Raw genomic sequence first — 22,718 nt, 5'->3', positions numbered from 1 at the left:
CCGAGACTGGTCCCGTCCCGGCATGGCATCATTATGGCGTCATTGGGAAAACACACAAATCCGACGATCTTTCAGTCTCCCCGTATATTAGCAGACATCATAGAAATGTCTCTTCCGACAAAGATATAGCAGGCGATCCATCCGTCCATAACCAAAGGCAGGGAATAGGCCGATGTTGCCGTTGCGCCACAGTTGGGCAGGACCGTGTTGCGAAATTTCCAACACTACGGGGTTTCCTTGGCGACGCCCGGGAGCAGAAGTTGTGCCCTCAGACCACCGCGCGTCCCGCGCGTCAGCTCGATCGAACCCTGGTATTCGCCGGTGATCTCGCGCACGATCGACAGTCCGAGCCCGGCGCCCGGCTTGCTTTCGTCGAGGCGCCTGCCGCGTTTCATCGCTTCTCGGATCTGATCCGGCTCCAGCCCCGGACCGTCGTCCTCGACGGCGACCTCCACCCAAGAGCGCCGTGCGGTTTCCCCTTCGCCGGACTGAGGGCCGGATGTGGGCGTCGCAGTGATCCACACGCCAGTTTCGCAGAAGCGCGCCGCATTTTCGAGCAGGTTGCCGACCGTCTCCTCGACGTCCTGCTGTTCCATGGCAAGCGCCACGCCCGGCGGGAAAACCGACAGGTGGAATTCCTTTTCCGGATTGAGTCGCCGCATCACCCTGACCAAGCGTTCCAGCACCGGCTCGATCTCCGTCCGGGCAAGCAGCGATTCGCGCTGAGCGGCGATGCGCGCGCGGTTCAGGTAGGATTGTACCTGCGCCTGCATTCCCTCCGCCTGCGACCGCACCATATCGGACTGCACCTTCTCGACGGCGCGCGATTCGTTGAGCAGAACCGCGATCGGCGTCTTCAGCGAATGGGCGAGATTGCCGACCTGCATGCGCGCCCGCTCGACGATGCGGCGATTGCTTTCGATCAGCGCGTTGATATCGCTGGCAAGCGGCATGATTTCGCGGGGAAACTCGCCTTCCAGCCGCTCGGCCTCGCCGCGCCGCACCTTTTCGAGCGAGCGTCGTGCCCCGTCGAGCGGCAGCAGGCCGTAAAGGATAGCCAGACCATTGACGACCAGGCTGCCGAAACCGAAAACGGCAAGGGCGATATAGAGACTGCGGGTAAAGGCCTGGATATCCTCCTCGACAACCGCGAGATTGCCCGAGACGCGGAAGCGCGCTGCGCGGCCTTCGCCGTCGAGTACGACTTCGGTCTCGGCGACCAGAACATGGTTCTTGTAGGCGTCGATCGCCGGATAGAAGCGCTCGTAGCGATTGTTGAAGGGCACCGCCAGGATCGACGGCACGCTGATGTTCGAGGTGCCGAGCGAAGAGGATGAAAGCGGCGTGGCCGCAAAGGTACCGAGCGGCTCGATGATCCAGTACCAGCCGGTCTCGGGCTGCGAGAAGCGCAAGTCGCCGAGCTGCGGGCTGCCGGCAAGCTTGTTATCGTCGCCGATCGTGATCGAGTTGATGACATTATAAAGCTGGGCGCGCAGGAGGTCGGTGAAGGCGCGTTCGGCCGATTGCCGGTAGAGCTGCGAGATGACGATCGAGATGACCACCAGGGCCAGCGCCGACCACAACGTGGCCAGAAGCAGCACGCGGGCAGTCAGCGATCTTGGTCCGATCATCCGGAATTTAGGGCGCATCGTTTGGCGCTTGCATCCTGTAGCCGAGCCCGCGGACCGTCTCGATGAGGTCGACACCGAGCTTCTTGCGAAGCCGGCCCACGAAAACTTCAATCGTATTGGAATCTCGGTCGAAATCCTGGTCATACATGTGCTCCACAAGCTCGGTGCGTGAAACGACCTGCCCCATGTGATGCATCAGGTAGGACAGCAGCCTGAATTCGTGCGAAGTGAGCTTCAGGGCGACGCCTTCGACGCTCGCCTTGGAAGCCTTGGTATCGAGCCGCACAGGCCCGCAGACGATTTCGGAGGATGAATGCCCCGCCGCCCGGCGGATCAGCGCCCGAACGCGGGCTAGCACTTCCTCCACGTGGAAGGGCTTTGCGACATAGTCGTCGGCACCGGCGTCGATGCCCGCCACCTTATCGCTCCAGCGGTCGCGGGCCGTCAGCATCAGAACCGGCATGCCCTTGCCTCCGGCACGCCATTTCTCGACGACGGTGATACCGTCCATGACCGGAAGGCCGATATCGAGGATCACAGCGTCATAAGGCTCGGTTTCGCCCAGATAATGGCCCTCCTCGCCATCGAAGGCCTGGTCGACCACATACCCCGACTCCTTGAGGGCGTCGGAAAGCTGCCGGTTGAGATTGACGTCGTCTTCGACCACCAGAATGCGCATGCACCGCCCCTCGAATGATATGCCGGCGGCCGATCGCCGCCGGACCCGCCTTACATCGGAACCCTGACGGTCACTTTGCGCGGTCTTTGATTGCCATCGCCTTGGACGAGCACCGTCACGACACAGGTCTGGCCATCGGAGGAGGGCTGAGCGGAAAGAAGCTGGCCGCCGGTTTCCCGCACCACGCGAGACGCCGCCGAGCCGCAATCGCCTGCGACAAGAACGAGATAATCACGCGCAGCGACCTTTTCCGGCAAAAAGCCGGCAAAACCGGCAAGACCGGCGGTCAGTATCGCGATGATTGGCAGTCGCGCCATGGTTACAATTTCCACTCACAAGACAAACAGGATTCATGTCCAAAGCATGTGATGGATTATGTAGCCAAAGGCGGCTGAATGGCAAATGAATGGTCCGTAGTGCTTTCCTTCATGAGCCTATTTTCCCCTGATTCCGCTCTGCGCCGCGACGCGTCCATAGATCGCAAAAAGCCCGCCGGCGGCGCCTGCCAGCGTCACCGCGAGGTCCGCGAGATCGGCCTGAACATCCGCTCCGAGCTGAATTCCCGTGACCTGCAGAAGCGAAGCGGCGACCGCGATCAATCCGCCCCAGACCGTTTTCGACTGATACCACACCTTCATGCCATCCATGCGTCATCTCCTTGTTCAACCTAAAATACAACGGTCGCCTCGGCGGGGGCGCCAAGCGGGACCGCCCGGCCCATCTGCCGGACCCGCAGCGAAAGGGTCGGTTGAGTCCCACCGAAATCGGCAATCTCATCGATCGCCGGATAGATGAAAGCCGGCTCTGCCACCTCGACCACACGCCTGACGATGGTTCCGTCCAGCACTTCCAACAGGTAGCGCTCCTCCGGCTCGTCCAGCGGGATCTCTGTTCCGTCCCAACCGTCCGCCTCGATCCTGCCGCGCCTCACCCAGGTCAGCCGGGCATCGCCGGCAACCTGCCGCTCGCCGCGGATATGCACCGGCGAAAGCGGCGTCTCGGCGCGCATGCCCCCCGCAAACCTGCGCGGGCCGGAACGCCCTCCCGCCTGCCCCGGGCTTTCCGCCAGCCAGTTCATCACCAGGCCCCGCTCCTCCGCCGACAATCCGAGGGGCACAACTGCCTCGTCGAGCACGACGACGGCCGCACCCACCGCGGCACCCGCCTGCATCGCATCCTCGGTCCCCGCCAGCCCGCGCAGCAGGTTCGACAGGGACCAACGGTTCGGGCTGATCTCTTCGGCTGCAGCAAAGGCGACTATTTCCCAAGCACCGTTCTGCGCTTTCACCGCAATTCGGTTTTCGCCATTCAGTACCGCCTGCTCGTCCGCCGACGACAATCCGCCGAAAAACAATTCGATCTCCATGGCCGGGCCACGATCGAATCGCCCGCCAACTCCGCCCGAAAGCGGCACCGCCAGAATGCCCGCCCTCGCGGGCCGGTCGAGCACCGACCGTGTGCGATACCCTTCCGCCGTTACAGAGGAGGACAGTGCCATCCGCCGCCACGGTCGGCAGAAACCCGCGACGCGGGCGAAGCTCGCCCCTTCGCCCGGGGCAAACCGCGGCAGATCAAGAAAGTGCAGGACAGGCGCAAATGCATCGGAGACGGCGCTACCGCCATTCCGGTGTCCCCCATCGCCGGCATAGTTCGACGGCACGAGCGGCGCGTGGTGCCGTGCCTCGATCCGCCGCGCGGCCCCCTCTTCTATCCGTTCGACGATGAACGTCCCCGCCGGGCCAGCGGCATCCGGCAGAGCCAGCCGCACCGCATCGCCGGGCTCGACGGTAATATCCGCCGGTGAAAGTGCAAAACTCAGCGACCGCCTCGCGATCCTGTGCGTGCGCAGCAGGGTCTCGACGGCACCGAGCGAGGTCTCTTCTGACAGCACGGCCGGCAGGTCGTAGCTGAGGATGCGCTGGCTTTCCGCCCGCGCCCGCCGCGATCGCACGCCCGCCTGTTCGTAGTCCAGGCTCGGATTGTAGGAGGTCAGCACCGCCCCAGCCGCAAAATCGCTGTCATGCCCCCGGTTTTCAGACCACAACGGATCATCCTCGATATCGGCAATGACGGCGATCTCCTTCGCCGCCAGGCTCGCCGTCAGCCGTGACCGGAAGCGCAGCCTACCACCGTCTTCGGCGACATCCACCTGAAAGACCTCGATCAACGGCTCCAGAAGCGCCCTTGCGGAGGTTACTTCGCCCTGCACGTAGCCGGTCAGGTCGCCGCTCACTTCCGAAACATCGAAATCGTCAAAACCATGCTCGGCCAGGATCGCGGCGATGGCATCGGCAAGCGTGGTTCCGCCCAGCCGGCCATTGAGCCAATGGCCGGTGCGCCAGTTGCCGCCATCGCTCCAGACCGAAAGATCGCCGGGGAAGGCCGGAACAGGCCGTGCATCCCAGGTCCAGACAAAGACGTGGCCCGGATCGACCATGCCTCCCGGCTTCGCCTCTCCCAGCCAATGGCCATGATGCGCTTCCAGGAACCGCCGCTGCATGCTGTCCGACCGCCCGCCGCTCGAAAAATACGGCAGCGCGCTTTCGGCGGATTTCGGGTCGGTAAAGACATTCGGCTGACTGGCGCCCTTGTCGACCGCCGGACACCCGAGTTCGGTAAACCAGATCGGCTTCATGCCGGGCACCCAAGCCGTGGGCGTCCCGGTCTCGACACCGCCCACACGATCAAAGTGCGGGTTCGACCACCAGCCCGAGAGATCCTTGTAACGATAGACCCAAGGTTTCCCCGCCAGCCCATCGCCGATCGGCGACCGGACCCGGTTCCGCCGGTCCGCTTCGCTCGCGTAATACCAGTCGAAACCCTCACCGGCAGCGATCTGCGCCGCCATGGCCTGTGCATCATCCGCAAGCCGAAAACCATCTGGATTTTCGGTCCAAAGATCCTCGTCGCGCCAATCGCCGAGCGGCATGTAGTTGTCGATGCCGACCGCATCGATATCCGGCGAAGCCCAGAGCGGATCGAGATGAAAATGCACCTCGCCCGAACCGTCCTGCGGGTGATAGCCGAAATACTCGCTCCAGTCGGCGCCGTAGGTGATCTTCGTCCCCGGTCCGACGATCGCCCGCACATTCGCCGCAAGCCCAACCAGTTCCTGCACGAAGGGAAACGCACCCGTTTCGTCGCGCAACTGCGTCAGCCCGCGCAGTTCCGAACCGATGACGAAGCCGTCGATCCCACTCGCGGCAGCCGCCAGACCGGCATAATGCAACACCATGCGCCGGTAGCCTTCCGCGCCGGCGCTGAACGCCTGCACCTGAGCCCGCGCATCAGCAGTCTTGTCGGCCGACAACGGGAAACACGTGATGCGCCCGCGCCAGGGAAAGGCCGCCTGCTCCGCGCCCCCATAAGGATCCGGCCGGGCGTTGCCGGGCGGGATATCCATCATCAGGAACGGATAGAGGTAGACCTTCAGCCCACGCGCCTTGAGGTCGGTGATCGCCTCGACCACGCTCGCATCGCTCGGCGTGCCGCCGAAGGCCGGCCCGCCGTCCTGGCTCACCAGATGCGCCTCGCGACGCGACACCCCTGCCACTGACCACTCCGAGCTCTCCTCCCACCGCTCAGGCACTTCGACCCCTGGCACGATCCGGCAAGACCCTGCCCTGAGGTCGGTCCCGAACCAGGCGATCACCAGCGCCACCCGTTCGAGGTTCGGGCAGAGCGCCTGCAGCTCGTCGAGCGATGCCTGCCAGTCGGTCCCGGACGTCAGCGTATGGCGGTTGAGAATGCGTGCACTGCCCTCGCCGGTCTTTTCCGTCACCGGCACAGTTGCATAACCATGTTCGGTCGCGCCCGGAATGAGCGTCACGGCGCGGATCTGCTTCTCGAGCCTGCCTACCGGCCGCAGCACCTCGAATTGCAGAAGCGGAATGCGATTGCCGAAACTGTCGAGCGGCAGCCGTTCGAATGTGACATAGGCCAGCCCGCGATAGGCCGGCGCATTACCTTCGCCCTGCTTCGCCTCGATCAGCGGATCGGGCAACTGCTCTTCGTCGCCACGATAGACCCGCATCTCGAGCGCTGTCAGATCGAGTTCACGCCCATCGGCCCAGACCCGCCGCACGCCCGCGATCGTCCCCTCGCAGAGCCCGACAGCCAGGTTTGCGAAATAGCGGAACGTCTCCACCCGCGGCCCGCTCGTCGCCTTGCCGCCGGAGCGCTCGCGCGTCACCTCCTCCTCGAAACGCGTCGCCCAGATCAACGTACCGCCGATCCGCGCCGTTCCGTAGATACGGTTGACCGCCGTCCCCTCGTCGGCACCCGGGATGCGCGCCGTCGCAAGACGAGGCCCGGAGATGGTCGTGCTGCCACCGCCGATCAGTGCCCGATCGACCACGCTGCCGGCCAGCGCTCCCGCGGCCCGCCCGATGATCGCACCGACCGGACCGAACACACTGCCGAGCGCCGCACCCGCTGCCTGGAAAAGGATAGTGGCCATCAACAACTCCACATATTCTAAAAGGCGAGCAAACCACTGGAAGCTCGTTTCGATTGCGTGATATGAGGTAATAGGTTGAGTGCATAAGCAGTATGTGTCGCGCCAGCCGGCACGTCGATGGTCAGGTCGGGCCACATTGACCTTGGCAGAGGCCCTGCTCTCAATCATGGAGGGGATGTTATGAGGCGAAGGCCTTTTAGCGTCACGCTGATGGTGAGAAAAATCCGGACGGGCTGGTCTATAGCCGTCCGGGTCATATTCGCTAACTAGGTAAAACGATGGGCGAGGCTGCTACCTCGCTCATCACTCCAAAAAGGATAACAACCTCTTGGCAACCAACAAGTAATCATCAGTTGCATAAATTGCAACTTATAAGATTGCCGGGTTGTGTTGCCAGTGGGCGAATACCTAATGGAAACCGGTACACGCCCGCAACCCGTCGCAGCCACGATGGTACCAGCGCCGAACGCGTTACCGCCGATTGCTCATAGGCATGGATGAAATGCTGCGGCCCGACCAAAACCCCGGCGTGTTTCGCCGGACAGTCCGGCCGCCAGCGGAACAGCAGGACGTCGCCGGGTTCCGCGTCACTCATCTGCACGGCCGGCCCGAAGAGCCGCGAGGCAGCGTCCGCGAGCCGGTCTTCGCCGCTTCGCTCCGCCCAGTCGGGCGCATAGGCCGTCACAGTCTCCGGCTCCTCGCCGTAAAGCTCGCGCCAGATGCCGCGGATAAGCCCGATGCAATCGCAGCCGACACCGTTCGTCGCGCCCTGGTGCCGATAGGGCGTGCCGATCCACCCCTGCGCTAGCGCTACGATCCGTTCGCCCTGCCCGCTCATTCGAAGATCGGGCCGCCGTCATGGACCCGCTCCCCATCGGCGTAGGAGTAGGCGAAATCGGCGCCCGGAACATGCGGAAAGCCGCGGAAATTCAGGTGGTTTGCAAAGCGCGCCTTGCAGGTCGCAAACGACTTGTCGCAACCGGCGGTCACCGCGAACGTGTCACCCTCCGCGACCGGCAATTCCAGTGGCAGCCAGAAAGTCAGCTCCACCGAACCATCCGCCCGCTTCTCGTGCGCATCGACATCCATCGTCACACCGCCCGAAAACGTCAGTACGCCCTGCCGGAAGAAACCGCTCTCGAAGCCTCCGAGCCCCGAAACGACGACCCGGCTCGCATCCTTCACCGCGATCACCGCACCCTCGCCGCGCCACGGATCCAGATCGATGCCGCAACGGGCGTCACCAAGGCTCGCATCGCAGCGCCGGTTGTAGACACGCCCCTGCGGCTGGCCCAGCCGATGCGCCAGACTGCGCAGCTCTGCCCGAAACTGACCGCCGGCGCGGGAAACCTCGCCGATCTCCCGCACGTGCAAAAGCACGTGCTGACCCGGCGCCGCCCAATTGACCAGAAACAGCTCCACCCGCGCACCGTCATATCTGCCGCTCGCCAGGTCCTGCTCGCGGATCGCCGCATTCGAAAACCCGCCGGCCACCTCGTCGGCACCGGCCGAAAGCCCCGTTGCCGCCTCCGCCTCGCTTGCCGAAAATCCACTCGCCGCCAGGAAGGTCGTGTCGTCGAATGTCAGGTCGTGGTCGTGTTCGGTAAAACCCAGTACGGCGCCGTCACGCCGCGTCACCCTCCATGCATGGCAGGTGGTCGTCGTCTCCCGCGCCAGATGCTCGGCCAGATCAGCCGGTACCGTTCTCATGCCAAAACCTCCGCCAGCGGAATGGTTGGAATATGCCCGGCATTGAAATGCGCGAGATTGACATCGATCCGGTCCGTATCGAACCGCACCGGCACATCGAATTCGTAACCCGCCCGCACCACCGCCCCGACCGGCGGAAAACGCCCGGCGGCAAAGGTGACGATCCCGGTCGCCACATCAACGGAGAATGCCTCCGGCACTTGGCCAACGCCGTCCACCGACACCACAACCGAGCCTGCGGCCGGCTTGGCTATCCGCCTCGTCCAGCTGCCGCCGCCATCCGCGTAGGTTTTGACGAGTTGGAACGCCGCGGTCTCCCCGTCGCCCGTGCCGATCACCTGATCGGTCGCCGACGCAACCTCGCCCGGCGCGCAGGATTTCCAGTCGACCGGATCGCGGAACCGGAACCCGTAAAGCTGTCCGCCCCGCGCCTCGAAAAATTCCAGCACCGCATAGAGATCGGCGAGCGATTTCACCCCCGAGCCGGCATCATAGCTGCGCCTTGAATCCCGCCAGCGCTGGTTGCGCTGTTCGCGCCCGTTGGAAAGGTTGACGATATCGGTGCGCCGCACCGGCCCGCCGGTCGCCCCGAGCGCCAGGCGCAACGGAAACCGAACCTCGTGAAAACCGCTCATCTTTTCCTCACAATATTCAGGTCACAGGCCGCGCCGGCCGCGCGAAACGCTGCGCGCCAGCATGGCGGAAATCTGCCCTTCGCTTTTTCGAAAACTCGCCGCGTCGCTCGCCGTCACGTTGAAGACGATCTGCGGCGCGCCGCCGCCCGCCGCAGCCACCCCAAGCGCGCCGTCCGGTCCGCGCCGCAGCGGCAGGATCGCCTCCGCCCCCGCCTCGCCCATCAGGCCCATCTCGCCGCCCATTGGAAAGAAGCTCGGGGTCCTCACCACGCCGCCGTCGGCAAACGGCGTCACCGACCCCACCAGCCCGCCGATCGCATTGCCCAGCATGTTTTCGAGCGGCCTCAGCCCTGCCGCAAGCGCAATGTCGGAAAGCCGGTTGCCGAGTCCGCGCAACACGTCCTCAAGCCCCCTGCCGCCCGTTGTCGCGGACCTGAGCGCGCCGGTCAGCGCCGCCCCGAACCGCAGCGAACGGACTTCAAGATCCGCCATCACATCGGTCAGCGCCTCGGCGCCGGACAAGGTGCCGGCCAAACTCTTGTCGTCGTCTTCCATGGTCGTCCCTCATGCCCCTCACCTGAAAAATCCAGCACTTAGGCTTTGGCTAAGATGCTGATTTTTCCTCCTCTCCCGCCAGGGAGAGGGAGGGGGCCCCAATCTCCCGCCGAATTTGCATCTCGGCGAAGGCGGTGCCGCGAACTCCCTATTCCCCTTTGCGGGAGGAATGGAGTTTCAACATCTTAGCCAAAGGCTAAGTGTTAGAAATTCCAAGAGAGGGGGTCAGTCGCCGCCATCCGGAAACGCCTGCATCAGCGCCTCCAGCCCGGCCTTCCCGATACCCAACCCCCGCGTCTTCAACCCGCCGGTCATCGCAAGGAACTCGACCGGCGTCAGCGCCCAGAAATCCCTCGGGGGAAGCCGCAGCAGGCAGAGGCCGGCGTGCATCACCGTTTCCCATGGAAACGGTTCCGGCCTTGCTTCTTCGGTCGCAAGTGCAGAGGGAAAACCGCCTGCCACTGCCCCTGTGCCCGCTGCGGCACTCAAGGGTTTACCGCAGCTTCCCCGCCCGGCCCCGCAAACGTCGCTGCCAGCAGATCGCCGACAATCTGCGCGTAGCCCAAAATTCCGCCCTCGATGCTCATCGCCGCCACCTCGTCGTCGGAGAACAGATTGCCGCCGCCGCGCAGGCCGGCGCCGATCAGCCGGATCATGTCCGACGCCTTCAACCGGCCGGAGGAAAACCGCTCCGCCAGGCTATTCAGGTCGCCGACGGAAAAGGCCGTCTCCAGTTCCGCCAAGGCGCCGAGCGTCAGGCAGAGAATGCGGCGCTCGCCGTCGATCACCGCCTCCACCTCGCCGCGCCTGCGGTTTGCGTGTCCGCCCGCCATCAGAGTGCCCCGAAGGTCAGGCCGCCCGCCGATTCCAGCGCCAGTTCGAAGCGGATTTCGCCATTGTGCTCGCCGGAATATTCGAGCGCCGTCACCTGGAACGGCCCGGTTACCGCGCCGAAGGCCGGGATCAAGATCTGCCATGCAAGAATGCTGCCTGAAAAAAACGCGGCCCGCACCAGCGCATCGCTTTCCTGGTCCTTGAAGATGCCGGCTCCGGTCAGCGAAGCACGCTGCACGCCGGCGCCGCCCAGAAGCTCGCGCCAACGCCCGGCGCTTTCGGCATCGGTGATATCGACGGTCTCCGCATTGAAGGCGAGCCGCCTCGAACGCAGCCCCGCGACCGTCAGGAATGCGCCGTCATTATCGATCTTCAAGAGCAGGTCCTTGCCCTTCTGCGCCACCATGTGGAAGTCCTTTCCTGTGTTGTCGGATTGTCGCTTTCGCGCCTCCGGAAGCGGTGCTAGAGGAACGGGCGTTCACAACCGCTTCGCCAATGCTTCCCATCGCCATGCCCAAAATTCTCCCTCTGCGCTCGGCGCAGACGATCGCCGTGCTCGCCGTCACCCAGATCATCTCCTGGGGCACGACCTTCGATATGCTCGGGGTCATGGGCCGCATCGTCGCGCCGGAACTCAACCTCCCGAACGAGGTCGTGTTCTTCGGCCTGTCGATCATGATGCTGGTCAGTGCGCTTGCCGGTCCCGCGGCCGGCCGGCTGCTCGGCCGCCACGGCGCCGCAAAAGTCATGGCCGGCGCATCCGTCATCTTCGCGATCGGCCTGCTGCTGCTCGCGAGCGCCCACGAAATCCTGGTCTACGGGCTTGCCTGGATCATCATCGGCATCGGCGGCGCGCTCGGCCTGTCGGCGCCGGCCTATACGGCGGTCGTCGAGCGTGAGGGGCTGGACGGCAAGCGCATCATCGCCATCCTCATGCTGTTCACCGGGCTTTCGGCGACCATTTTCTGGCCGGTCCTCGCATTGATGAACGATCTCGTCGGCTGGCGGATGACCTTCGTGCTCTCGGCCATGCTGCAGCTCTTCGTCTGCCTGCCGCTCTATCTGTTCGGCCTGCCGAAACCGGTCGATCGCAACGAGCAGACCCAAGCCACGGATAGGGTCCCCGTCGATTTCACGCCGCCGGAACGCCGCCGCGCCTTCTTCCTGGTCGCCGCAGCCACCGCGATCAGTTCGTTCATCAGCTTCGGCCTGTCACCTTCGCTGCTGGCCCTGCTGCAACAGGCCGGCGCCTCGCCGGCGTTTGCCCTGCAGCTCGGCTCGGCGCGCGGCGTGATCGGCGTTTCCGCCCGTTTCGTCGACATGGTTCTCGGCCGGCGCGGCAACGCGCTTCTCACTTCGCTGGTCGGCACCGGATTGGTTCTCTTCAGCTTCCTGCTCGCCGCGACCGTCACGTCCTCGGCCCCGGTCCTCGTCATCTTCATGCTGCTCTATGGCTTCGGCACCGGCGTGCTCGCGGTCGCCCGCGCACTCCTGCCGCTGTCACTCTTCTCGCCCCGCGAATTCGGCCTGCAATCGGCCCGCCTGTCGCTGCCGCAAAACCTGGCCAATGCCGCCGCGCCGGTCATCTTCACCGCGATCCTCGACCGCGCCGGCGCCACCGCAGCGCTTGTGACCGGCGCCGTGCTCTCGGCGATCTCGCTGGTTTTCGTACTGATGCTGGTCGGGCTGGTGCGCAGGGCGAATGCGAGGAGCCACTTAGTTGCTGATTGACTGTTCAATGGACAAGTCCCTTACTCCGTCACCGCTCGAAACCGCATCTCCGTCAGCGTGAACTTCGTCTTCGGTTCCCTCCGCGTGCGCGAACTGACCTGCAACAGGTTCACCAGCACCGCCCCATCAAGCGCCAGCGCCGCATCATGCAGGAGGCCGCGCACGATCCCGGCAATCTCCTGCGCCTGCCGCCGCCCCTCACCGTCGGACCAGATCTCCAGCACCAGCAGATGCTCCTCGCCCGCCTCGCTGGCGGTCGAAAAATCCCGGGTCTCCGTCTCGCCGAACACGACGCAGGGCAATTTTGCCCGCGGCAGCAGTCGGTCGCGAATGCCGTCGGCGCCGATAATGGCCGCCAAGGCGGCATCACCGGCAAGCGTTTGATGGATCGCCTGCAGAAGCGCATTCGCCGCCGTCATCGGGCCTCCTCCTCGCATTGGCAGACGAGATAACGCCGCGTTTCGTCCGGATCGTGCACCAGTTTCACCAGAAAGACCCGCGCCCCTTTTCGGAACCGCTGGCCGGCTGATATGCCGTCGCGGAACCGCACCCAGATGCGATGGCTGATCGTGCCGCCTTCGGCCGCCGCCCGCTCCTCCACCACGAACGAGACCGGCTCGATCCGCGCCCAGAGCGAGGCCGTCACTTCCCAGGTCACGGTCGCGCCACCCTGGCCGTCCGGGAGCGCCTTCGGCATTTCGAGATCGAGCCTGGCGGTCATCGACCCCGGATCGAAGAACACGACCATCAGAGCCTCCGCATCCGGAAGGGTGCGATCAGCCGCTCATAACCGTCGGGAATGCCGGCCGGCTGCTGGTCCGGTGAAACGACGCCGCGGAACGCGAACATGTGGCCGATATGGAGCGACATCGCCCGCTTCAGCGTATCCGGCACGTCGGTGCCCGCCTCACCGAAACCGGCCGAAAAATCGATTTCGATGCCGTTGACGAATCTCCCCGGCTCGGGCGGATTTCTCAGCCACAGCCGTGCCGGCCGGCCTTCGCCGTCGAGCAGATGATCTTCCAGTGGAACTTCAAGCTGCGTTCCGTCAGCGTCGTAAACCGTAACGTTGTCAACCGCCTGCACCGGCGATCTCGAAATCCGAATCACCCCGTCCGCCGGCCAGCGGTCGAGATAAAGACGCCACCCTTGAGACATGAGGCAAACCCCCGTCTCTCTTTCCAGGTGTTCGCGGGCGGTCCTGATCAGCGAGGCCAGCAGCGCATCCTCGTCACTTCCATCGAGACGCAGATGCGCCTTCACCTCGGCAAGCGTCAGCGGCTCCGCAGCGGGCGGAGTGGTTTGGGCGTAGGTCATGGGGTTCCTGGGGGGTGAGTAGTGGTTAGCCGGTAGTGAGTAGTGAGTTGCGAGCAGAAGCAGTGATGCGAAAAGGGCAGCCATCGGCCGCCCCCTACTCACTACTCACTTCGCGGCGGCTCACGCCGCCGCGAATTTCACCACCTTGATCGCCTCAAAATTCTGCACGCCCCCGCCGACGCGCTTGGTGGTGTAGAAAAGCACATAGGGTTTCGCCGAATAGGGATCGCGCAGGATGCGCACCCCCGCCCGGTCGACCACGAGGTAACCGGAGCGGAAATCGCCGAACGCGATGGAGAGCGAATTCTCCGCGACGTCGGGCATCTCCTCGGCTTCAGCGATCGGGAAGCCCATCAGCGAGGCCGGCTGGCCGGCAGATGCCGGCGGGTGCCAGAGATAGTTGCCGTCGGCATCCTTGAACTTGCGGATATCGCCCTGCGCCTTGCGGTTCATCATGAACGTGCCGTTCTGGCGATGGCCGGCCTTCAGCGCATAGATCAGGTCGATCAGCGTGTCCGAAGGCCCCGTCGATTTCCAGCCGCCTGCCACGCCAGTGGCGATGTAGCCGATATTGCCCCAGCTCCAGGCGCTGTCGGCCACCGTCGGATAGGACAGAAACCCCTTCGGCTTGTTGATGCCATCGCCTCGGATGAAGGCGTCGCCCTCCTGCTCGGCGAAGACGATGTCCACCTCGCCGGCGATCCAGGCCTCGATATCGACCGCCGAGTCGTCCAGCAGCGACTGCGTGGCCGCCGGCATGGCGTAGAGTTCCATGGTCGGGAAGGAGAGTTCGGCAAGCTGCGGCGTATTGGTCTGCGGCCGCGCCGCCGTCTCCGCAACCCAGCCGGTCGAAAGCCCGGCCGCCGCGAACGGCTTCTTCAGCACCGCGGAGGATACGGTGCGTACCGTCGAGAGCGCCCGCATCGGCGAAACCGCCGAAATCCGCCGACCGATTTCCGTATCCGTTTCCGGCGGCACGAGATAACCGCCGTCGGCACCGGTCCCACCGGAAAACGCCTTCGCCTCCAGTTCTCGCAGGCCGTTCTCATCGCCGCGCCTGACATAGGCGTCGAAGGCCGCCTTGTGCTCGACGGCCTCGGCCGAAAGCTCCGCATCGCCGCGCCCAAGTTGCGGCCTGGCCTTCTTCAGTACCAGCTGGTCGAGCACCTTCTTCTGGTCGTCGACGGCGCGGTTGATGCGGTCCATCTTGTCGCGGGTCACGACGTCGGCCGTCAGTTTCTGTTCGATCTCGCCGAGGCGCCGGTCGTTGACCTCCTTGAAGGCCTCGAAGGCCTCCATGAATTCGTCGAAGGCCGCCGTCACCGTTTCCGGTACTCCCTTGACTTCGGGGGCCTTCACTTCGGGGGCCTTCACCTGGGGCGCCACGCTTGCCATCGTTCTCGCCTGCTCCGTCATATCGCTTTTCCTTTGAAGGTTGATTTCATCATCATCTTCGCCGCCCGCCGCATCTGGCGGACGAGTTCGGTTTCCCTGTCGCGGAAGAACCGCGCATGCTTGACGTTGGAGACCCGGGCCGAAGGCAGCATCGGAAAGGTCACCACCGAGATTTCCCAAAGATCGGCCTCGAGAATTTTGCGCACGCCGGTCTTGGCGTCGGTGCGCGCCTTCACCGTGCGGAACCCGATCGACAGCCCGTCGAGCGCGCCTGATTTCATCAGCGCCAGCACCTCGCGGGAGCGGGCGACACCGGGTGAAAGCATGCCTTCGACATAAAGCCCGCGGGCATCCTCCCGGATCGTCCTCCAGGCGCCGATCGGCTCGGAAGGATCGTGCTGATAGAGCATCCGCACCCCCGGCGCCCCGCGCTCGACGAGGCAATTGCGGAAGGCGCCGCGCTCGATCGTATCCTTGCCGAGATCGACCTCGCCGAAGACGCTGGCATAACCGGAGAAAACCCCGTCGCCGGTAATGCCTGCGAGTTCCAGATTGGCGAATTTGCGCGCAGTCGGACGCGGCCCGCGGTAAGCGTGCATGGGTATTCTCCCTGAAATTGAAATGATCTGGCCGGCGAAGGGGCTCTAGGCGAAGACCGAAGTTAAGCGCCGCCGTTCCGTCCCCCATATCTGACGGCAATCCTCGCCAGCGCGCCCAGCACCCACCAGGCACAAAGGCTGGCCGCCGCCGATCCCGTCAGCATTACTTCGGGGCCGGAAAGCTCTCCGCCGATCCCCAGCCTTTCCACCAGCCACAGCCCGGTCGGCCCGCCGAAGATCATCCCGCAGCTCAAGCCCGTCAGAAACCGGCTCGCCGCCTCGCGACGGCTCTTCGGCAGCAGATAGATCAGTGACACGCCGGCTCCCGCCGTGGCGCCCACCGCCTTGGCGGCCCAGATGCCGGCCAAGGCGCCCGGATCGTTTCCGAGGTCAGCCATTTTTAATCTCTCTTGTTTATGATGCACGCATACGGACCGAACGGCGCTGCTGCCATGCAACCAGCCGTTCCGCGCCTGACGCTGGGTCAGGCGGTCTCATTTTCATCAATTGTCAGAATCACTTCCGACACTCTGCTGAGAGGTTGAGTCGGCGAGTTCGCAAGTTGAGTCACTCCGCGGTTCGGCCAAAGGCTTCGACCGCCTGAAGTCACTCAATACCCCACCGCCTCACGCTTCTCCTCATCGCTCAGGAATCCTGCCGCCCCGACCCTTGCCCACAGAGCCTCGCGCTCGGCGGAAAGGCCGGCGATCCGGTCGAGGTCCGGCTCCAGCCGCAGCCGTTCGCCATAGGCTTCCGACAGCCAGGCGGAAAAGCTCGCGGCGGTGCGGGAGATCAGCGGCAGCACGGTGAGGCGATAGAAGGCGCGGTTGGCCTCCTGGTAATTGGCATAGGTATTGTCGCCCGGAATGCCGATCAGCATCGGCGGCACGCCGAAGGCGAGCGCGATGTCGCGGGCAGCCCCGTTCTTCGCCTCGATGAAATCCATGTCCTTCGGCGACAGGCCCATCGCCTTCCAGTCGAGCCCGCCTTCGAGCAGCAGCGGCCGCCCGGCATTGACGGCCCCGGAATAACCCGCCTCCAGCTCTTGCCTCAACCGCTCGTACTGGTCGGCGGAGAGGTTGCCGCCATCCTTCGGCTGGTAGACCAGCGCGCCGGAAGGCCGGGCGGAATTGTCGAGCAGCGCCTTGTTCCAGTTCGCCGCCGCATTGTGCAGGTCGAGTGCCGCACCCGCCGCACCGAGCGGCGGAAAGCCGCAATGGTCGTCGAGCGGATGAAACAGTTTCAGGTGCAGCAGCGCGATGCCGTCGCTTTCAACCGGCAGGCGCCGGGTGGTGCCGCCGGCGCGGTAATCGTAGCCCGCCACCCAGCCGTCGCGCGCCTCGACGGCGCTCACCCGGTCGGGCCGCAGCAGATGCAGTTCGCGCAAATCCCCGCCGATCGACAGCGGTTCGACATAGGCATTGCCGGAAAGCGCCAAGTGCCCGTAGAGCGCCTCGAAAAAGTCGGGCCCTCCCTGCCGTCCGTTCGGCCGGGCCAGCAGCGCCAGCGCCGGATGGTCGGCAAGCTCGGTCACCCCGTCATAGGCAAGCCAGGGAACGGCCGCGGCGGCTTCGGCGATCATCCGCACCGCCCGGTACGCGACCGGGTTCCTCATGAAGCCTGTCCGCGCCAGCGCCGCATAGGACCGTCCCGACCAATGCGCCGCCCCCTCGCCGGAGACGATCGCGAAACCGGAGGCCATCTTGGTCTCGGGCTTCTGGGTTTCCGTCCCCTGAACTTCGGGCACGCCCTGTCGCCCGCCCGTGGAAAACCACGGGCGCCGGAATGGAGATTTCATTGTGACTTGTCCTTTCGCTCGGGCGCCAAGGCCCGCCTTAGGGAAGCGGCAGGGGTGCTTTCACCGCGCTCGCGCTGTCGAAATCGGCTGCCATGCGAATTTCCCGGATTGGCCGGACGATGTCGATCGATGCCTGATAAACCGGATGCGCCTTGTAGGCGGCCAGCGCTGCCTCGTCCTCGAACTCGCCGTAAACGACCAGATCGATCTCGTTGCCAAGCTGGTCGCTCTTCACATTCGTGCCGATCTCCAGGATCGATGCATGCGGATTGACGGTCAGCAGGGAGAGGCCCGCCCGTACCCGGTCGATCTCGCCGGCCTCAGCCGTGAAAAACACGATGTGACGTATCATGGAACCTCCAGCAAAACGGAGGCCTCGCTATCATGGGCTGCCACGGGCCACAATGCGGCCTATTGCAGCGCCTCGGCGAATACCCGCGCATGCCGCGCCACGAGTTCCGCCCGGTCGCTGCCGTTGATGATTTTTCGCGCGCCCACCCAATCCGCCCTACCCTGCCCGAAATAGTCGCCAAGCTTCCGCCCGGTGAAACTGCCGCGCCGCATGCCCACGATCAGGATCGCGACCGAGACCGGCATTTCCATCGCCCGGCCCGGATCGGCCACCAGGTCGATCCCGGTCAGGTCGGACATCGCCTCGTAGTTCCGCCGGTGAGTCAGTTGCAGGAGGCCTCGGCCGAGCCAGCTTTTTCCGTCTGCGTCCGGCCGCCAATAGGGCGTCTTTACCGACCCGAGCCGGCCCGCCGCGAAAGCCTCGTCCAGCCGCGCGATCGCGGAGCTGTCGCTCGCCGCCAGGGTCTCCCGGACGGGCTGCATCGTGGCGGCCGTCTCGTGAAAGGCGGTCGCCAGAACATAGGCGAGCGGCAGGCCCTCATCTTGGCCGCCCCTCTCCCGCCAACCGTCGAGAATCGTCGTCAGCCCCTCTACCTGGTTGGTGACCAGCCGGCCTTTGAAGAGCCTCGTCCGTACGAAATCAAAGAAAACATGCCGGTTGTGAGCCATGGGGAGCCTACCCTTATACCGCGTCGCAAAGTTTCAATCGGTTTAGAAAAACTAAATCGTTTTAAGACTTTAGGCGGCAGTTTACTTTTTTCTAACGATGTGGAACCAACGGCTTCACACGACGTTCATGTCGGCTTTCTAAACAACAGGAGATCATGATGATGCAGCAGCCCGCACCGGCCGCCCCTTCCAAGCCGATCCCGCAGCATGTCGTCGAGCGGATGGAATCCGAGTGGAGGCAGATCCGCGAAAGCGCCCAGCCGAAGCCGGCCACCCCGCGCTGATCATCATCAACCTGGTAAAGAGCCGCGCCTAAATGCCCCGCACGCGCGGCTCCCCGTGACCCTCCAGCATCAGCGCCGTCAGCGCCCAGACCAGCGCGTCGAGCCGGTCGGGCGAACGGCCTGAGGACAGTCCGTCCGGACCGAAATCGCACATCTGGTCTTCGAGCTCGGCAAACCGGCCGGCATGGGCCACACGCCCCTGTTCGTAGAGCGCCGCCACCGGCTCGGCGCGCAAAAACTTGCCCCGCGTCGCCCGCACCATCGTCACCGGCAGCGCCGCATCGACGCTTTTCAGCATCGCCGTCACCATCTCGCCGCCCTGGTTCACTTCCGCCACGACCCGATCCGCCTGGAAGCGCGCATAGGCCCGCGCCACCGCATTCGCCCAGCCGGCCGGGCTTTTGCCCTCGACAGAACAATCGGCCAGCACCACCGCCCGCCCGCTCGCCTCCAGCCCGGCGACGACAATGCCGCAGCAGGACTTTTCACCCGAGCCTGAAGGCGGATCGACCGCCACCACGATGCGCCTCAGTGCGCCGGTAAACCTTATCGTAAAGGCCTCCAGATCGCTGCGTTTCCACAGCGCATCCTCACGGTCCTCGATCAGCTCGCCGGCCAGTTCCTGCCGCCCGAGCCGGGTGCCGCCGTAACGCGCCTCCAGCGCCGAGATGAAGCCCGGCGAGAGGTTGCCGGCATTCGCCTGGGTCGAGATCCTCACGAGCCGCGTGCCTGAATCGGCGATCAGCCGTTTCAGGATCGGCACCGGCCGCGGCGTCGTCGTCACCAGCTGGCGCGGATCGGCCCCGAGCCGCAGCCCGAACTGCAGCATGTCGAAGGTTTCCTCCGCATGCCGCCACTTGGCGAGCTCGTCGCACCAGGCAAAATGAAACTGCGGTCCGCGCAGGCTTTCCGGGTCTTCGGAGGAAAAGATCTGCGCGATCGCCCCGTTCGGCCAGACCAGCCGCCGACGCGAAATCTCGAAATCCGGCCGGTTCTTTCGTGCAATCCGGCAGATCCCGGAAACCCCGTCGATCATCACCTCGCGGGCATCGCCCAGCGTTTCCGCCACCAGCGCGATCCGAAGCTCCGATCGTGCGTCGGCCGAGGCCAGCCCGTGGATCCATTCGGCGCCTGCCCGCGTCTTGCCCGACCCGCGCCCGCCCATGATCAGCCAGGTGCGCCAATCGCCTTCGGGCGGTTTCTGGTCGTCGCGACCGGTATGGCGCCAATCCCGGCTTGCGGCGCGGGAATGATGTGCATGGACGCTATCACGCCACTTACGCGAAGAACTTGCTGAGGACGATGGCGGCTCAGCGGACTCCTTATTCTCCCCATCCGGGGTTCGAAGGACGGGTCGAGACGCGTGGCTCGACCCCAGCGGGTGGTGCGAAGGACCGGATGAGGGAGGCGAAGCCACCTTCTCGCTCCCCAATTCCGCTTCGGGCATTTCTTGATCCACCAGATCGACCGTTCCGGCGTCGTCGGCCCCCTCATCCCCTCGCTCCGCTCGGGGCTTCTCCCTGCTGGGGAGAAGAGGGAGCTCGCCGCCCTGGTCCGCTCCGGCCTCATCGACAGCGATTTCAGCCACGCCTTCGTCGCCCTCCGGATCAGCGATGATCGCCTGACCCTTCGCTATTGCTCCACGCTTCCGAGCTCGCAAACTGCTGATCCGGTCCATCGTTTCCCCGTATTCAGCCAGCATTTCGTTCGTCTCAGCTTCGACAAGGTCCTCAACCGGTGTCAGGCGGTACCGCTCCATTCCCTCCCGCACCACCGGGCTCACCAATCTCAATACCAGCCGCGAGGCACCGCTTCTCAAAACGCTCTTGAGCACGCCGTTCGATAAGTTCTTCGACCTCACGCACAGCCTCCTCATAGCCGCCCTCGTCCGCCTCACGTTCGGCCGCTTCCTCGCGGTCGCGAGCGAGCTGGCGCTGCAGGCTGTCGACTTTTTCGAGGGTGCGGACGATCAGCGACATGGCGTCGGTGGCCGCCTTCACGTCGGCACGCGCTAGTTTCTGCGCGGCGTCGTCGCCACTCTCGAGCGCCGCCTCCGCCGAGGTGCGCATCCTCCGAAAAGTCGAAAACTGATCGCGCATCTCGACCGTCATCTCGTTCAGGAGCCGCCGCAGCTCCTCGCCCGGAGAAAATGCGTCCTCGGCCGACTTGATCTCCAGCAGCACGCCGCGCACCGCGTCGACCAACGCCGGATCATCCATCGCGACCCCGTCGCCATAGACCGGCGCCTCCGCCCAGAGCCCGAAAAGCGCCGGATCGAACGTCTCGAATTCATCCATTTCGGATATCCCCGGGGCCAAAATGAAGGCCAGAATTTCGGCGCAGAAAATCCCGCCGCGCCGTTTCCGGTCGCCGCGCGTCCCCGCCGCCGATTTTCGAGATAAAAAGAAGGCCCGGCTTTTGAGACCGGGCCAGTTTGACTGGAAGTCTTGCCACCGGCCGCCCGAAGGCTGCCGCCGGCACAATACTTCGACTGTGCCTAGACCCTATCAAACAACCGTCACGCCGTCAAGGACTATTTTCCTAATTAGCAAAGATTAATTTACGGACGGAGTCATGTCCCGCAGAACGTCTGCATCACCCGTTCCTCCGGCTTCGGAGGCTGCGTGAAATCTTCGAATTCCGGCCGGTCCTCGTAGGGCTTTTCCAGTGCCTCCAGCAAACGTTCGAAGACACCGAAATCTCCGTAATTGGCGGACGAAAGAGCCTCCTGGACCTTGTGATTGCGCGGAATGACCGCCGGGTTGACGGCGCGCAGTCCGGCAGCCAGTTCGCCGACCGGCCGGGCCTCCGTGGCCAGCCGCTCGCGCCAGTCGGCAAGCCAGGCCTGAGCCTTGTGCGGATCGGCAAAACTGCCCAGGAACGCCGCGTCCCTGCCCTCCGCCGCATCGGCAAGCCGCCGAAAGGCCAGCGTGAAGTCCGCCTGCCCCTCGTGCATGGCTGCCAGCAGCGCCTGGATCAGGTCGCCATCGCCGTCGGCCTCGGTCGCAAGACCGATCTTTGCCCGGAAAACGCCGATCCACTCTTTCTGAAACCGTTCGCCGAACGCTTTCAGCACGGCGTTTGCCGCTTCCACGGCCTTCTCCTCGTCCGCGTCGAGCAGCGGCAGAAGGCATTCCGCCAGCCGCGCAATGTTCCACTGGCCGATGCCTGGCTGGTTGCGATAGGCATAGCGGCCGCCCTGGTCGATCGACGAAAACACCTTCATCGGGTCGTATTCGTCGAGGAAGGCGCAAGGCCCGAAGTCGATCGTCTCGCCCGAAATCGTCATATTGTCGGTGTTCATCACCCCATGAATGAAGCCGACGCCCAGCCAGCGGGCGATCAGCTCCGCCTGACGCGCCGCCACGCCCTGCAGCAGCGCCAGATAAGGGTTCTCCGCCGTTTTCAGCTCCGGATAATGCCGCTCGATCACATAGTCGGCGAGCAGTTTTATCCCGTCATTGTCGCCGCGGGCGGCAAAGAACTGGAACGTGCCGATCCGCACGTGGCTTGCCGCGACGCGCACGAACACCGCGCCCTGCTCCACCGTCTCGCGATAGACCTGTTCGCCGGTTGCGACAGCCGCCAAGGCCCGCGTCGCCGGCACGCCGAGGGCGTTCATCGCCTCGGACACGATATATTCGCGCAGCACCGGCCCAAGCGCCGCACGCCCGTCGCCCCGGCGGGAATACGGGGTCGGCCCCGCCCCCTTCAGCTGGATGTCGCGGCGCCTGCCCTTATGGTCGACGACTTCGCCCAGCAATATCGCCCGCCCGTCGCCGAGCTGCGGCACGAAATTGCCGAACTGGTGTCCGGCATAGGCCATGGCGATCGGCATGGCGCCGGGCGGCACGACATTGCCGGCAAGGATCGCCGCCAGCCGGGCGGGATCGGAAAAATCGGCCTCGACGCCCAGTTCCTCTGCCAGTTCCGCGTTGAATTTCAGAAGCTTTGGCCCCTCCACCGGCTCGGGATAGACAGATGCGAAAAACCTGTCCGGCAGGCGGGCATAGGAATTGTCGAACTGGAACACGGGAAGGACTCCTCTGGCCGCCCGGATGCGGCGACCTT

General features: G+C 64.6%; 25 protein-coding genes and 1 pseudogene. 2 read left to right on the top strand and 24 right to left on the bottom strand.

All coding sequences use genetic code 11. The annotated features are described in order from the left end of the window. Positions 1–224 precede the first annotated feature (224 nt). From J2857_RS16420 to J2857_RS16365, 12 genes are all read right to left on the bottom strand, one after another. Positions 225–1,631, bottom strand: a complete 1,407-nt coding sequence (locus J2857_RS16420) for an ATP-binding protein (protein ID WP_245363388.1) — start codon at positions 1,629–1,631, stop codon at positions 225–227. A gap of 7 nt (positions 1,632–1,638) precedes the next feature. Continuing rightward, positions 1,639–2,310, bottom strand: a complete 672-nt coding sequence (locus J2857_RS16415; RefSeq protein ID WP_046628321.1) for a response regulator transcription factor — start codon at positions 2,308–2,310, stop codon at positions 1,639–1,641. 50 nt (positions 2,311–2,360) lie between these two features. Beyond that, positions 2,361–2,627, bottom strand: a complete 267-nt coding sequence (locus tag J2857_RS16410) for a hypothetical protein (RefSeq protein WP_037081003.1) — start codon at positions 2,625–2,627, stop codon at positions 2,361–2,363. A 117-nt stretch (positions 2,628–2,744) separates the two neighbouring features. Next, positions 2,745–2,957 carry a hypothetical protein gene (locus J2857_RS16405; RefSeq protein WP_210011164.1) on the bottom strand — a complete coding sequence of 71 codons (213 nt, stop codon included), beginning with the start codon at positions 2,955–2,957 and terminating at the stop codon, positions 2,745–2,747. A 20-nt stretch (positions 2,958–2,977) separates the two neighbouring features. Next, positions 2,978–6,769, bottom strand: a complete 3,792-nt coding sequence (locus J2857_RS16400) for a baseplate multidomain protein megatron (RefSeq protein ID WP_210011163.1) — start codon at positions 6,767–6,769, stop codon at positions 2,978–2,980. 349 nt (positions 6,770–7,118) lie between these two features. After that, the gene (locus J2857_RS16395) at positions 7,119–7,607 is read right to left on the bottom strand and encodes an NlpC/P60 family protein (protein ID WP_210011162.1); all 489 of its coding nucleotides are present in this window, start codon (positions 7,605–7,607) and stop codon (positions 7,119–7,121) included. Then, positions 7,604–8,479, bottom strand: coding sequence for a DUF2163 domain-containing protein (locus J2857_RS16390; protein WP_210011161.1), 876 nt, complete (start codon positions 8,477–8,479; stop codon positions 7,604–7,606). The genes J2857_RS16395 and J2857_RS16390 overlap by 4 nt, the downstream gene beginning before the upstream one ends. Continuing rightward, entirely contained in the window at positions 8,476–9,114 is a 639-nt protein-coding gene (locus J2857_RS16385; RefSeq protein ID WP_210011160.1) for a DUF2460 domain-containing protein, read from the bottom strand. The genes J2857_RS16390 and J2857_RS16385 overlap by 4 nt, the downstream gene beginning before the upstream one ends. Before the next feature lie 21 nt (positions 9,115–9,135). Continuing rightward, complete coding sequence (locus tag J2857_RS16380; protein ID WP_210011159.1) at positions 9,136–9,669, bottom strand: phage tail tape measure protein; 534 nt, start codon at positions 9,667–9,669, stop codon at positions 9,136–9,138. 225 nt (positions 9,670–9,894) lie between these two features. Next, positions 9,895–10,158, bottom strand: coding sequence for a rcc01693 family protein (locus J2857_RS30975; RefSeq protein ID WP_245363387.1), 264 nt, complete (start codon positions 10,156–10,158; stop codon positions 9,895–9,897). Then, the gene (locus tag J2857_RS16370; protein WP_210011158.1) at positions 10,155–10,502 is read right to left on the bottom strand and encodes a gene transfer agent family protein; all 348 of its coding nucleotides are present in this window, start codon (positions 10,500–10,502) and stop codon (positions 10,155–10,157) included. The genes J2857_RS30975 and J2857_RS16370 overlap by 4 nt, the downstream gene beginning before the upstream one ends. Beyond that, a complete protein-coding gene (locus J2857_RS16365; protein ID WP_210011157.1) occupies positions 10,502–10,909 on the bottom strand; it encodes a phage major tail protein, TP901-1 family in 408 nt (135 codons plus the stop codon). The genes J2857_RS16370 and J2857_RS16365 overlap by 1 nt, the downstream gene beginning before the upstream one ends. Before the next feature lie 104 nt (positions 10,910–11,013). Here J2857_RS16365 and J2857_RS16360 point away from each other — a divergent pair, with 104 nt between their 5' ends. Beyond that, positions 11,014–12,234 (top strand): MFS transporter, encoded by a 1,221-nt coding sequence (locus J2857_RS16360; protein ID WP_245363385.1) that lies wholly within the window; start codon positions 11,014–11,016, stop codon positions 12,232–12,234. A gap of 20 nt (positions 12,235–12,254) precedes the next feature. Here J2857_RS16360 and J2857_RS16355 read toward each other — a convergent pair whose 3' ends face one another. The 9 genes from J2857_RS16355 to J2857_RS16315 all read right to left on the bottom strand — a co-directional run bounded on the left by J2857_RS16355 (position 12,255) and on the right by J2857_RS16315 (position 18,363). Beyond that, positions 12,255–12,653 (bottom strand): DUF3168 domain-containing protein, encoded by a 399-nt coding sequence (locus J2857_RS16355; RefSeq protein ID WP_210011155.1) that lies wholly within the window; start codon positions 12,651–12,653, stop codon positions 12,255–12,257. Further along, on the bottom strand, positions 12,650–12,982 hold the full coding sequence (locus J2857_RS16350; RefSeq protein ID WP_373426730.1) for a phage head closure protein: 333 nt from the start codon (positions 12,980–12,982) through the stop codon (positions 12,650–12,652). The genes J2857_RS16355 and J2857_RS16350 overlap by 4 nt, the downstream gene beginning before the upstream one ends. Then, entirely contained in the window at positions 12,982–13,551 is a 570-nt protein-coding gene (locus tag J2857_RS16345) for a head-tail connector protein (protein WP_210011154.1), read from the bottom strand. Before J2857_RS16345 ends, J2857_RS16350 begins: the two co-directional genes overlap by 1 nt. Positions 13,552–13,671: 120 nt before the next feature. After that, the gene (locus J2857_RS16340) at positions 13,672–14,946 is read right to left on the bottom strand and encodes a phage major capsid protein (RefSeq protein ID WP_245363526.1); all 1,275 of its coding nucleotides are present in this window, start codon (positions 14,944–14,946) and stop codon (positions 13,672–13,674) included. A 17-nt stretch (positions 14,947–14,963) separates the two neighbouring features. Further along, positions 14,964–15,545: an HK97 family phage prohead protease gene (locus J2857_RS16335; protein WP_210011152.1), complete on the bottom strand. Its 582-nt coding sequence runs from the start codon at positions 15,543–15,545 to the stop codon at positions 14,964–14,966. 62 nt (positions 15,546–15,607) lie between these two features. Further along, positions 15,608–15,943 (bottom strand): DUF6107 family protein, encoded by a 336-nt coding sequence (locus J2857_RS16330; RefSeq protein ID WP_210011151.1) that lies wholly within the window; start codon positions 15,941–15,943, stop codon positions 15,608–15,610. A 212-nt stretch (positions 15,944–16,155) separates the two neighbouring features. Next, on the bottom strand, positions 16,156–17,343 hold the full coding sequence (locus J2857_RS16325) for a phage portal protein (protein WP_210011150.1): 1,188 nt from the start codon (positions 17,341–17,343) through the stop codon (positions 16,156–16,158). A 37-nt stretch (positions 17,344–17,380) separates the two neighbouring features. Continuing rightward, on the bottom strand, positions 17,381–17,695 hold the full coding sequence (locus tag J2857_RS16320; RefSeq protein ID WP_210011149.1) for a Dabb family protein: 315 nt from the start codon (positions 17,693–17,695) through the stop codon (positions 17,381–17,383). A 59-nt stretch (positions 17,696–17,754) separates the two neighbouring features. After that, complete coding sequence (locus J2857_RS16315; protein WP_210011148.1) at positions 17,755–18,363, bottom strand: hypothetical protein; 609 nt, start codon at positions 18,361–18,363, stop codon at positions 17,755–17,757. Positions 18,364–18,518: 155 nt separating this feature from the next. On the opposite strand from J2857_RS16315, the gene J2857_RS31285 reads away from it, so the two are divergent. Next, entirely contained in the window at positions 18,519–18,647 is a 129-nt protein-coding gene (locus J2857_RS31285) for a hypothetical protein (RefSeq protein ID WP_281068621.1), read from the top strand. 28 nt (positions 18,648–18,675) lie between these two features. On the opposite strand, the pseudogene J2857_RS16310 reads toward J2857_RS31285, so the two are convergent. The 3 genes and pseudogenes from J2857_RS16310 to J2857_RS16300 form a co-directional block, all read right to left on the bottom strand. After that, positions 18,676–19,875: pseudogene (locus J2857_RS16310) on the bottom strand (DNA-packaging protein); the annotation flags it as partial. Between the two features lie 502 nt (positions 19,876–20,377). Further along, positions 20,378–20,944 (bottom strand): hypothetical protein, encoded by a 567-nt coding sequence (locus J2857_RS16305; RefSeq protein WP_210011147.1) that lies wholly within the window; start codon positions 20,942–20,944, stop codon positions 20,378–20,380. Positions 20,945–21,219: 275 nt separating this feature from the next. Then, positions 21,220–22,680, bottom strand: a complete 1,461-nt coding sequence (locus J2857_RS16300) for a protein adenylyltransferase SelO (RefSeq protein ID WP_210011146.1) — start codon at positions 22,678–22,680, stop codon at positions 21,220–21,222. Positions 22,681–22,718 lie beyond the last annotated feature (38 nt).

It is taken from the genome of Neorhizobium galegae (assembly GCF_017877055.1).
Taxonomy (GTDB): domain Bacteria; phylum Pseudomonadota; class Alphaproteobacteria; order Rhizobiales; family Rhizobiaceae; genus Neorhizobium; species Neorhizobium galegae_D.
The sequence above is the reverse complement of the archived record's forward strand: the minus strand, read 5'-3'. Positions and strand labels throughout refer to the sequence as shown.